Origin of the sequence: Rhodopseudomonas sp. B29 (assembly GCF_000333455.1) — a bacterium.
In the GTDB taxonomy this organism is placed as follows: Bacteria; Pseudomonadota; Alphaproteobacteria; order Rhizobiales; family Xanthobacteraceae; genus Rhodopseudomonas.
Genome location: NZ_BADD01000432.1, coordinates 1 through 10529 on the forward strand (window position 1 = coordinate 1; position 10529 = coordinate 10529).

At 65.3% G+C, this 10529-nt stretch carries 11 protein-coding genes and 1 pseudogene; 4 read left to right on the forward strand and 8 right to left on the reverse strand.

Features of this window, described 5'->3' with window-relative positions; translation table 11 throughout:
• Positions 1 to 257 (forward strand): annotated as a pseudogene (locus tag I5M_RS33705) (AraC family ligand binding domain-containing protein); the annotation flags it as partial.
• 206 nt (positions 258 to 463) lie between these two features.
• On the opposite strand, the gene I5M_RS15490 reads toward I5M_RS33705, so the two are convergent.
• The 8 genes from I5M_RS15490 to I5M_RS15525 all read right to left on the reverse strand — a co-directional run bounded on the left by I5M_RS15490 (position 464) and on the right by I5M_RS15525 (position 8408).
• The gene (locus I5M_RS15490; RefSeq protein ID WP_244432014.1) at positions 464 to 826 is read right to left on the reverse strand and encodes a protease inhibitor I42 family protein; all 363 of its coding nucleotides are present in this window, start codon (positions 824 to 826) and stop codon (positions 464 to 466) included.
• A 123-nt stretch (positions 827 to 949) separates the two neighbouring features.
• Positions 950 to 1708 (reverse strand): SDR family oxidoreductase, encoded by a 759-nt coding sequence (locus tag I5M_RS15495; protein WP_022722228.1) that lies wholly within the window; start codon positions 1706 to 1708, stop codon positions 950 to 952.
• Positions 1709 to 1848: 140 nt separating this feature from the next.
• Entirely contained in the window at positions 1849 to 3030 is a 1182-nt protein-coding gene (locus tag I5M_RS15500) for a GNAT family N-acetyltransferase (RefSeq protein ID WP_051048771.1), read from the reverse strand.
• 258 nt (positions 3031 to 3288) lie between these two features.
• Positions 3289 to 3822, reverse strand: coding sequence for a GNAT family N-acetyltransferase (locus I5M_RS15505; RefSeq protein WP_031336545.1), 534 nt, complete (start codon positions 3820 to 3822; stop codon positions 3289 to 3291).
• A 202-nt stretch (positions 3823 to 4024) separates the two neighbouring features.
• On the reverse strand, positions 4025 to 4771 hold the full coding sequence (locus I5M_RS15510) for a proteasome-type protease (protein WP_031336546.1): 747 nt from the start codon (positions 4769 to 4771) through the stop codon (positions 4025 to 4027).
• A 140-nt stretch (positions 4772 to 4911) separates the two neighbouring features.
• Complete coding sequence (locus tag I5M_RS15515; protein WP_022722232.1) at positions 4912 to 5751, reverse strand: transglutaminase family protein; 840 nt, start codon at positions 5749 to 5751, stop codon at positions 4912 to 4914.
• A 112-nt stretch (positions 5752 to 5863) separates the two neighbouring features.
• Complete coding sequence (locus I5M_RS15520; protein ID WP_022722233.1) at positions 5864 to 6808, reverse strand: alpha-E domain-containing protein; 945 nt, start codon at positions 6806 to 6808, stop codon at positions 5864 to 5866.
• A 181-nt stretch (positions 6809 to 6989) separates the two neighbouring features.
• Positions 6990 to 8408 carry a circularly permuted type 2 ATP-grasp protein gene (locus I5M_RS15525; protein WP_022722234.1) on the reverse strand — a complete coding sequence of 473 codons (1419 nt, stop codon included), beginning with the start codon at positions 8406 to 8408 and terminating at the stop codon, positions 6990 to 6992.
• A 234-nt stretch (positions 8409 to 8642) separates the two neighbouring features.
• On the opposite strand from I5M_RS15525, the gene I5M_RS15530 reads away from it, so the two are divergent.
• From I5M_RS15530 to gpt, 3 genes are read left to right on the forward strand one after another with little or no spacing between them, the layout of a single operon-like run.
• Positions 8643 to 9380, forward strand: a complete 738-nt coding sequence (locus tag I5M_RS15530) for a molybdopterin-binding protein (RefSeq protein WP_022722235.1) — start codon at positions 8643 to 8645, stop codon at positions 9378 to 9380.
• A 24-nt stretch (positions 9381 to 9404) separates the two neighbouring features.
• Positions 9405 to 9875, forward strand: a complete 471-nt coding sequence (locus tag I5M_RS15535; protein ID WP_022722236.1) for a PaaI family thioesterase — start codon at positions 9405 to 9407, stop codon at positions 9873 to 9875.
• A complete protein-coding gene (gene gpt, locus I5M_RS15540) occupies positions 9836 to 10372 on the forward strand; it encodes a xanthine phosphoribosyltransferase (RefSeq protein WP_022722237.1) in 537 nt (178 codons plus the stop codon). Before I5M_RS15535 ends, gpt begins: the two co-directional genes overlap by 40 nt.
• The last annotated feature ends 157 nt before the right edge of the window (positions 10373 to 10529 follow it).

The window sequence follows — 10529 nt, forward strand, 5'->3', positions numbered from 1 at the left end:
TCATGCGGTGATGATCCATCGCGGCAAAGGGGCACTGCCTGGTCGGCAACACGATCAGCGCGGTCGCGCCCGGCGATCTCGTCTTCATCCCGCCGCTGACATGGCATCAGTTTCGCGCCGACAGCGGCGACTGCTCCGGCTTCCTCTGCGTCGTCAACGCCGCCCGCGACAAGCCGCAATTGCCGGGGCCGGATGATCTGGCTGAACTGCGCCGCGATGCGGCGGTCGGTGAGTTCATTCGCACTGGGATCGATTGAATTTAGAGCAATTCTGCTTCTATTGGAATCGCGGCCGTCATCCTGAGGTGCCCGCTGGGCCGCGCCCTGCGCGGTCCAGCGGGCCTCGAAGGATGAGCTACAAGCGTCTTGGCCGCATCCTTCGAGGCGCGCTACGCGCGCACCTCAGGATGACGACTCAGCGCTGAGTAAACGACCCGGTTCGGTCAATGAATGAAATGCTCTAGTCACCGCGGTGCAATTTCCACCGTCACGGTGTGGCGGCTGGCCGGTGGCACGTTTTCCCAGTCGCGCAAGTAATCGAGCACGATGCTGGCGGTGCCGGGTTTGCGGGCGGTGACGCGGAAGTGCCGCTGTCCGGGGGCGCCGATCAGCGGCTTGCCGCCGGCATCGGTGAAGCCGGCGTCGGAAATCTCGATCAGATCGAGATTGCGGCTCTCCGTCGAGTCGAGATGCCAGCGATAGCCGGTCGATGGATTTTCCTTGATGGTGAAGCTGGCCGCTTCGCCGGGCACGAGGCGCAGTGTCTCGGCCGTGTCGTCGGCTCGGGCCGTGAGCGGCGAGGCGATCAGCAAGACAGCGGCCGTCACTGCTCCAAACAGTGAAGCCGCGCACGGGGCATTCGCAAGCGGAAGGTATTTAGGCATTGCCGGACTATCCATTGGTCATCGCGAAAGCGCAAAGGATAGTCCAGTATAGCAGATCGGGCGATGTCAGCCGCGGCCGACGAACGGCATCTTGGTGGCCATCACCGTCATGAACAGCACGTTGGCGTCGAGCGGCAGGCCGGCCATGTAGGCGACGGCGTCGCCGACCGCCTTGGCGTCCATGCGCGGCTCGTGCTTCACCGTGCCATCCGGCTGCAGCACACCGGGGCCTTCGACCATGCGATCGGTCATCGGGGTCGCCGCATTGCCGATGTCGATCTGGCCGACGGCGATGTCATAGGCGCGGCCGTCGAGGTTGGCGGATTTGGTCAAGCCGGTGATGGCGTGCTTGGTCGAGGTGTAGGCGGCGGACAGCGGCCGCGGCGCGTGCGCCGAGATCGAGCCGTTGTTGATGATGCGGCCGCCGCGCGGGGTCTGGTCGCGCATGATGCGGAAGGCGTGCTGGGTGCACAGGAACGGCGCGGTGAGGTTGGTCATCACCACCTGCTGCCAGGCGTCGAGCGGCAGATCCTCGAACGGCACCGGCGGGGCGCCCATGCCGGCATTGTTGAACAGGACATCGAGCCGGCCATAGGTCTTCACGGTGGTGTCGAACAGCGCGGCGATCGAAGCCGGATCGGTCATGTCGGCGACGACCGGAAGGCTGTCGCCGAAGCTCTTGCCGAGCTGCTGGGTCTCTTGCAGCAAAGCGAGGCGACGTCCGGCCAGCACCACGGTGTAACCAGCCTGCAGTAGCGCCAGCGAGGCGGCGCGGCCGACTCCCGTGCCTGCGCCGGTGACGAGTGCGATCTTGCTGGTGGCCATTGGTCCCCCCGATGGTTGTTGTTGTTGTCGAATGCCGGGGAAACTAAAGGCTGTCCGGGCTTTCAACAAGCCGCGCCGGATTGCCGACGGTCATGCACGGGCGTGGGGCTTCGGTGCCGGGCACATTGCAGCCGAGCCGGTTAGGAGTCGCGCGTCGCGCGACCGGCGGATTGCCGCGCCTCGGTGGCGGCCGGAACAGCCTTGGAGTTGCCCATCCGCCGGTCCCGAAGCCGCTTCACCTTGTGGACCGCGCGGTCGGCCGACAACGCTGCGGCACCAAGCACGCTGCGGCCGGCGGCGAATGATTTCAGCTCCACACGCTGATTGGCGAAGCGATGCTTGTAGTCTTCTTCGCCGCAGAGGAAGTCGATCGTGGTGGCGCCGTGATCGATCGACCAGCGGATGTAATCGAACAGCAGGATGGTGCCCGGCGACGCGCGCTCGAACGCGGCGTCGTAGGTGGTGACGTAGGCCATCATGGTGTCGTGCTGCATGAAGTTGACCGTCATGGCGACGATGACGCCGTCTCGCTCCAGAACGAAGATGCGCAGCAGCTTCTTGTCGGCGAGTACGCCGACCAGCGCTGCGAACATCGGCGAGCCTTCGTCGAACAGCGGCGCAACCAGACCATTGCGTTCACACCAGGCGCGCTTGAGTTCGGCGCAGCGCCGCAGCGCCGGCTCGAACGGCTCGTCCGGTGGCAGCAGGCGAAAGCGCACGACGGCATTCTCGCCGAGCGCCTTCAGGGACCTGCGATAGTTCCGCCGCGCGTTGCCGGAATGCGAGTCGAACCAGACCTGGCTGCTTGTCCAGGGGCCGACGACGCGAAGGCTGGCAGCCTGGCGGTGATAAGGCCGCAATCCGGACGCCGTGCCTCGCTCGGTGAAGATCGTCGCGGCTGCGCTCGGCGAGACATGCGTGAGATAGGCGGCATCGAAGCCGCCGCTCCGGACGGCGTGGTCCCACATGCGCCGCAGCAGGTCACGGTCGATGCCCGGCCGCAGCAGCCCGTCGCAATAGTCGGTGTAGTCCTTGGCGGCCCATTCCAGCACGCGGACGCCATACCAGCGGCATGTCGCCAGCGGCAGCACGGCTTGCAGCGTCTCGCCATGCCAGGCCAGCACGACGAACAATTCGCGACGATCGCGATCGGGAACGGCGCCCCACCAGGCCGCAGTCCAGGCGTGACTCTGGAACACCAAGGCGTCGGCTTGCGTCCACAGCGCTTCCCACGCCGTGCCGATCTCCTGCAGACGCTCGGTGGTCCGAACGATCTCCAGCCGGTCGCTGTCGAGATTTGCTGCGCCCGGCGCCGTCGTCATGTCGAAGTCCATCCATTCGCGGAATTGCAATCGAGGCGGGTAGGTCTACGCCGTTTCGCGCAACCTAGCATTGCGGCCGATCGATTTGAATTTTCTGGCGAAGCCATCGGGCGACAGAGTTAATTGGCTTCGCCCGAAAGTTCCTCTGTTCGTTGAAGCAGGGGCGTTGGGGATATAATCGCCTGAGCCGGCCGATCGGCTGCGACCTTTCGGCGCGGCGCGATTCGTTCGCCGATGGTGAGACGCGAATGCGCTTGTTCACGCGGGTATCGCGGGTATATCGGCTCCGAGCCGTCGCTGCATGTAGCACGCGCTGTCGTCGTAGCTGGTGAGCTTGCGCGCCAGCGCACGGTCTTCGACGTTCACAAAGCCCTGGCGGCGCCAGAAGCGTTCGGTTCCGGCGACCGCCACGAGCGATACGTTGTCTGCGAAGCTTGTCGCCGCTGTCATCAGCTTCGCAAGGATGTCGGACGCGGCGCCGCCGCCGCGCGCCTGCGGCAGGAGGGCGATGTCGTGGATGTAGTAAGTCGAGGCCGGCGAGGGGATGGCGCATAGCAGGCTGTTCAGCGCCGGCGGCTGTTTGAAGGTCCATGGATGGCTGATCAGGTAGCCGGTGATGTCGTTTCGTTCGTGCTCGAACTGAAGTACGTAGCAACCTTGCGGATGCAGCGAGAGCCGCTCGGCGAACACCGCCGCGTCTTCCGGATAGTTCACATGCACGATGGCTGCGATGGCATCGACCGCCGGCAAATCGGCGGCGGTCATCGGACGCCAATGATGCGCGGCTGTCATCGCGCGCACCACACTTCGCGTTCGTCATTCCGGGATGCGCCCGCAGGGCGCAGGCCCGGAATCCATACTCCCTGACGCTGCCTTTGAAGCGAGGCGCGGCGGTGCTGAGTATCAAAGCGAGCACAGGGAGTATGGATTCCGGGCTCGCGCTTCGCGCGCCCCGGAATGACGGGGAGAGGGCGGGGCATGAGGAACTACAAACTCACGCCTGATCCTTGTAGGGCGGACGCGGGATGTTCTTGTGGGCGGCGCGCAGTGCGGCGGACCAGCGCGAGCGCAGGTCGTGGAAATACGGCTCGCCGGCTTCGATGCGGTGGTTGAGGTCGGCGTCGCAGACGTCGGTGCGCACCACCAGCACGTCGATCGGCAGGCCGACGCCGAGATTGGAGCGCATCGTCGAGTCCATCGAGATCAGGCTGGTCTTCAGCGCTTCATACAATTCGACGTCGAACGTCAGCGCGCGGTCGAGCACCGGCTTGCCGTATTTGTGCTCGCCGATCTGCAAATACGGCGTGTCGATGGTGCATTCGATGAAGTTGCCGGCCGGGTAGATCATGAACAGGCGCATGCGCTCGCCCTTGATCTGACCGCCGAACAGGAACGACACCTCGTAGCCGATATCTTCGGCCTTCAGCGCCTGCGCTTCGGTGGCGTTGACGTGGCGGATGGCGCGGCCGATCAGCTGCGCCGCCTGGAACATCGTCGGCGCATCGATCAGCGTCTGGCGCGCGCCGGTCTCGGGATCTTCGAGGCCTTCGTTCAGCGTCGACAGCACCGACTGGCTGATCGACAGATTGCCGGCGCTGGCGATCGCCATGATGCGGTCGCCGGGCCGGTTGAAGACGTGCAGCTTGCGGAAGGTCGAAATGTTGTCGAGACCGGCGTTGGTGCGGGTGTCGGCGATCATCACCAGCCCCTCGCGCACCAGCACTCCGCAGCAATAGGTCATCACGTCCTCGGTCGTCATGGCGCCACCACAGCATGGTTGTGCGACGCCGGTTTGATCGGACGGGGACACTAGCGATTCCGCACCGCACGTCCAGACCTGGCGGCGCGGCTTCCCCCAAGGTCTCGGGCGGAGGCGGGAAGCTACTGCGATTGCGACTGGAATTGGCGGCTGGGGCCGGCCTGGTCGACGTCGACCGTCACGCTCAACGTTTCGAGGCCGCCGCCATAGCGGGTGCCGCGCACCGGTGCGGCGCCGAGGTAATCCAACCCGATCGCCACACGAGCATGGGCGTCGGTGGTGCAGATGGCGTTGGCCGGGTCGAAGCCGACCCAGCCGAGCGACGGCACATGCGCCTCGGCCCAGGCATGGCCAGCGGCCTGGCGGACCACGCCGTCGGCGCGCAGGAAGTGGCCGGACACGAACCGCGCCGGAACGCCGCCGGCGCGGGCGCCGGCAATGAAGACATGAGCGTAATCCTGGCAGACGCCGCGCTTCAGCGTGAAGGCTTCGGCTGCGGTGGTGCCCGAATGGGTCGGGTCGTCGTCGAAGGTCATGTGCTCGTTGATGCGCATCATCAGCGCATGCAGAAAGCCGATGACATCGTCGCCGGCGTCGGCGCGAAGCTGGCGGGCGAGGGCCACGATCGGCGCGGCCGGCTCGGTCAGCTCGGAGGAGCGCAGGAACAGCTGCGGCGGAAATCGTTCGTCGGTGCCCTTGAGCACGCCGCCGGTGTCGGTGGTGTCGATCAGTCCCTCGGCGGTGATGGTGAGGTCGGCGGTCGGCCCCATGGTCAGCACATGGGTGACGTTGCCGAAGGCGTCGTAGTGCATGTCGAGCCTGGTATCGCCGGAGACGTCGATCTGCCATTCGGCGACGTATTGGCCGTCGTGGCTGCCGGGCGTCATGCGCAGCACCTGGATCACCCCGGTGGCGGCGGGCTCGTAGCGATAGGTGGTGGTGTGCGTAATTCTCAGGCGCATAGGCTGCGTTCCGTCGGGCCTCGGCGGGGTCGCCCGCTATAGCAGGATTTTGTCACCCGCGCATGATCCGGCGAAAGCGGCCGCGCGGTGGTCGGGGGCCGGTTTCGGCTGGCTAGATCAGGTACTGTTTGGTGACGATTTCGCCGAGCCGGCTGTTGTCGGCGATGAATTCCTGGATGAATTCGTGCAGTCCGCGCTGGAAGATGTCTTCCATGTTGGAATGCTCGAGGCGGTTGCGGACACCGCGGGCGTGGCGCTGGGCCGGGCCCTGGCGGCCGTATGCGACGCCGATCTGATCGAGGTTGCGGACAAGGTCGCCGTAACAGGACGCCAGCGAGCGCGGCAGCGAGTCGTTGAGGATCAACAGATCGGCGATCAGCCAAGGCTTCAGCGTCTGGCGATAGACCCAGTGATACGCGGTCTGCGCCGACACCGAGCGCAGGATCGACGACCACTGATAATAATCGAGCGGGCCGCCGACGTGTTCCTGCTCGGGCAGCAGCAGGTGATATTTGACGTCGAGGATGCGCGCGGTGTTGTCGGCGCGCTCGAGATGCACCCCGAGCCGCGAGAACCAATAGGCGTCGTTGCGCAGCATGGTGCGGTAGGCCGAGCCGTCGAAGCGCAGCGACGTCTCCTGCACGAAGCGGGTGAAGGCGGTGAGTTGCTCGCGGGTCTTGGTGCCCTTGCTCCAGCTCTCCTGCAGCTCAATCCAGGCGCCGTTGATGGTGCCCCACATCTCGCCGGTCAGCGCGGTGCGCACGGCGCGCGAATTCAGTCGGGCGTTCTCGATGCAATTGCGGATCGAGGAGGGGTTGGCCGGTGAGAACGACAGAAATTCGACGACGTTGGCTTCGTTGGCCTCTTCGTAGAGCGAGTAGAAGCTGGCGCTGACTCCGGCGGTGAGCAGCGCCGAGTCCCATTCGTTGCCTTGGCCGACATAGGCGTGCGGCAGCGCGGTGACGCGCAGCGTCGCGTCGATGGTCCGCGCCAGATACTCGGCGCGTTCGACATAGCGGGCCAGCCAGAACAGGTTTTCAGCGGTGCGGGAAAGCATGGGCGGTTACTTCTACAAATCGCGGCTGTCATTCCGGGGCGCGAGCGTAAGCGAGCGAGCCCGGAATCCATAACCCCCGCCGGGAGTATGGATTCCGGGCCTGCGCCCCGTTGGGGCGCATCCCGGAATGACGGCTGTCTTGGTTGCACCGTCTGTCTCACACGTCGAATTCACGGCCGACCTACTCATCCAAAATCCACGTGTCCTTGGTGCCGCCGCCCTGGCTGGAGTTCACCACGAGCGAGCCTTCCTTCAGTGCCACGCGGGTGAGGCCGCCGGGGACGATGGTGGTGCGGTCGCGGCCGGTGAGGACGAAGGGGCGCAGATCGACGTGGCGCGGCGCCAGGCCGGAGTCGGTGCAGGTCGGGCAGGTCGACAGCGACAGCGTCGGCTGGGCGATGAAGCCTTCGGGTTCGCGCTTGAGCTTGTCGCGGAACGCCTCGATCGTCGCCTTGGTGGCGGCGGGGCCGATCAGCATGCCGTAGCCGCCGGAACCGTGGACTTCCTTGACGACCAGCTCGGATAGATGGTCGAGCACGTAAGCGAGATCGCCGGGCTCGCGGCAGCGCCAGGTCGGGACGTTCTTCAGGATCGGCTCTTCGCCGAGATAGAACTTCACGATGTCCGGCATGTAGCTGTACACCGCCTTGTCGTCGGCGATGCCGGTTCCGACCGCATTGGCCAGCGTGACGTTGCCGGCCCGGTAGGCCGACATCAGCCCGGGCACGCCGAGCACGGAATCAGTGCGGAAGGTCAAAGGATCGAGGAAATCGTCGTCGAGACGGCGATAGATGACGTCGACGCGCTTCAGACCCTCGGTGGTTCGCATGAACACCTCGTCGTTCTTGACGAGGAGATCGCGGCCCTCGACCAGTTCGACGCCGAGCTTGTCGGCCAGGAACGAGTGCTCGTAATAGGCCGAGTTGTAGATGCCGGGGGTGAGCAGGGCGACGGTCGGCTCGGACGAGGCGTGATTGGGCGCGACCGAGCGCAGCGTGCTGAGCAGCTCGTCGGGATAGCGCTCGACCGGCGCGATGCGGTGGCGTGCGAACAGGTCCGGGAATAGCCGCATCATGATTTCGCGATTGTCGAGCATATAGGACACACCCGACGGCGTGCGGGCGTTGTCTTCCAGCACGTAGAAATCTTCGTCGTCGACCCGGACGATGTCGATGCCGGCGATGTGGACGTAGACGTCGTGCGGCACGGCCTGGCCGTTCATCTCCGGGCGGAACACGGGGTTCTGGAAGATCAGATCGTCCGGCACGATGCCGGCGCGCAGCACCTCGCGGCCGTGATAGATGTCGCGCAGAAACATGTTGAGCGCGCGCGTGCGCTGCTTGAGGCCGAGTTCGAGCTTGGCCCATTCGCGGGCGGAGAGGATGCGCGGGATGACATCGAACGGGATCAGCCGCTCCTGGGCGTCGGCGTCGCCGTAGACCGCGAAGGTGATGCCGATGCGTCGGAACAGCAGCTCGGCTTCCTGGCGGCGATAGGTGAGAACGTCGGACGGCGTTTCGCCCAGCCAGCGGGACAATTCCTGATAGGCCTCGCGAAGCTCGCCGCCGGGCCCGTTCATCTCATCGAACGCAACTGCCATGAAGCCTGACTGATTCCCAACCAACCCTGCGCGAGAGTGCAGCACGGAACATGGTGGTAGCAAGGCCCGGGCCATCGCGATATGGAAGGAGTGACGGAATTTGCGAAGCCGGTTAAGACTGTTGCCCGGAAAACGGGCGACGGGCCGCTCAATTTTGCGGCAGGGCGGGCAGGCGCTGGGCAGGGCCCTTGGCAATGCCTTTGGCCCCAGGATCAACGGGAGGTGGGACCGCGCATGAACGACATCGTCACGGCTGGTATTCTGGTGATAGGCGACGAGATCCTGTCGGGTCGCACCAAGGACAAGAACATCGGTTTCATCGCCGAGTACCTGACGAATATCGCCATCGACCTGCGCGAAGTCCGGGTCGTCGCCGACGACGAGGACGCGATCATCGAGGCGCTGGACGCGCTGCGCGGCCGCTACACCTATGTGTTTACCACCGGCGGCATCGGCCCGACCCACGACGACATCACCGCCGACTGCGTGGCGAAAGCCTTCGGCGTGCCGATCGGCTATCACCCGGAGGTGGTGGCGCGGTTCCGCGAACGCTTCTCCGAAGCGGAGCTGAACGAGGCGCGGCTGCGCATGGCGCGGATTCCCGAAGGCGCCGAACTGATCCAGAGCGCCACCATCATCGCGCCGGGCTTCAAGATCGGCAACGTCATCGTCATGGCCGGCGTGCCGTCGATCATGCAGGCGATGATGGATATCGTCGCGCCGAAGCTGAAATCCGGCGTCAAGATGCTGTCGGAGACGGTGAAGGCCAATGCGCGCGAAGGCGACATCGGCGGGCCGCTGCGCGCCATCGCCCAGGCGCATCCCGACACGATGATCGGCAGCTACCCGTTCCTCGACGAGGAGCGCAAGCCGAACACCAATCTCGTCGTGCGCTCGCGCGACCCTGACAAATTGGCGCAGGCGATGAGCGCGGTGAAGCAGATGCTCGCGGAGTTACATTCAGCCAAATAATTATTTGATTACCGGGAGGGAGCGATGGAAAGGGACACGGTGTTCTGGAAAATCGCGGATGGTCGGTTGCCTCCGCCGGAATGCGCCAAGACATTGGGAATCAAGTTTTTGGACGTCGACGCCGCCTGCGGGCGGATCGAGGTGGCATTCGAGGCCAAGGCGGATTTTCTCAATCTCGCCGGCCACGTCCAGGGTGGCTTTCTCGCCGCCATGCTCGACGACACCATGGGGCCGGCGCTGGTCGCCACGCTCGATCCGGGCGAATTCGCCCCGACGGTGAATCTGAACGTGCAGTTCCACAGGCCGGCACGGGTCGGGCCGTTGAAAGGTGTGGGCCGCGTGCTATTGCGAGGGCGGGAAGTCTGCCAGCTCGCCGGCGAGCTGACGCAGGACGGCCGCGTGGTGGCGACCGGCACCGCAACGGCGGTCATTCGCAAGATCGGTGTGGAGAATTCATGGTCAGCAGCAACGAAGGCCGCCGCGCTGAGCCCGTGAGCGAGCGTGCCGGCAGGCCGTTCCCGGTGTCGTGGGATCAGTTCCATCGCGACTGCCGGGCGCTGACCTGGCGGCTCAACGAGGTCGGCCCGTTTCACGCCGTGATCGCCATCACCCGCGGCGGCCTGGTGCCGGCCGCGATCGTGGCCCGCGAACTGGGCCTGCGCGTCATCGACACCATCTGCGTCGCCAGCTACGCCCACGACAAGCAGGGCGAATTGCAGGTGCTGAAAGGCGTCTCCGAAAGCACGTTGGTGCTGGGTGAGGGGACCGGCAAGGGGCTGCTGATCGTCGACGATCTGGTCGACACCGGCAAGACGGGCAAGATGGTCCGCGACCTCTTACCCGACGCGCATTTCGCCACGGTCTACGCCAAGCCACAGGGCAAGCCGCTGGTCGACACGTTCATCACCGAGGTGTCGCAGGATACGTGGATCTTTTTCCCGTGGGACACCGGCCTGAGCTTCCAGCCGCCGCTGAAGGACGGGGCGGCGTAGTTGGCAATGTCGAAGTTTTGAGTAGAGGCGTCGCAGCGAGCCGCAGCCGAACCTCGCCCCGCGAGCGGGGAGAGGTCGACCCGGCGAAGCGCAGCGTAGCCGGGTCGGGTGAGGGGGCGCTTCCACGAGTCTGAGCGTTTCGGGTGGCTAGCAGTCG

What these genes read in the sequence shown, in the direction of transcription:
- I5M_RS15505 (WP_031336545.1), bottom strand. Translation starts at nt 3,822, where the DNA reads ATGACAGCCGCGCATCATTGGCGTCCGATGACCGCCGCCGATTTGCCG.
- gpt (WP_022722237.1), top strand. Translation starts at nt 9,836, where the DNA reads ATGGTCAGCAGCAACGAAGGCCGCCGCGCTGAGCCCGTGAGCGAGCGT.
- I5M_RS15530 (WP_022722235.1), top strand. Translation starts at nt 8,643, where the DNA reads ATGAACGACATCGTCACGGCTGGTATTCTGGTGATAGGCGACGAGATC.
- I5M_RS15515 (WP_022722232.1), bottom strand. Translation starts at nt 5,751, where the DNA reads ATGCGCCTGAGAATTACGCACACCACCACCTATCGCTACGAGCCCGCC.
- I5M_RS15510 (WP_031336546.1), bottom strand. Translation starts at nt 4,771, where the DNA reads ATGACCTATTGCTGCGGAGTGCTGGTGCGCGAGGGGCTGGTGATGATC.
- I5M_RS15535 (WP_022722236.1), top strand. Translation starts at nt 9,405, where the DNA reads ATGGAAAGGGACACGGTGTTCTGGAAAATCGCGGATGGTCGGTTGCCT.
- I5M_RS15525 (WP_022722234.1), bottom strand. Translation starts at nt 8,408, where the DNA reads ATGGCAGTTGCGTTCGATGAGATGAACGGGCCCGGCGGCGAGCTTCGC.
- I5M_RS15495 (WP_022722228.1), bottom strand. Translation starts at nt 1,708, where the DNA reads ATGGCCACCAGCAAGATCGCACTCGTCACCGGCGCAGGCACGGGAGTC.
- I5M_RS15520 (WP_022722233.1), bottom strand. Translation starts at nt 6,808, where the DNA reads ATGCTTTCCCGCACCGCTGAAAACCTGTTCTGGCTGGCCCGCTATGTC.
- I5M_RS15500 (WP_051048771.1), bottom strand. Translation starts at nt 3,030, where the DNA reads ATGACGACGGCGCCGGGCGCAGCAAATCTCGACAGCGACCGGCTGGAG.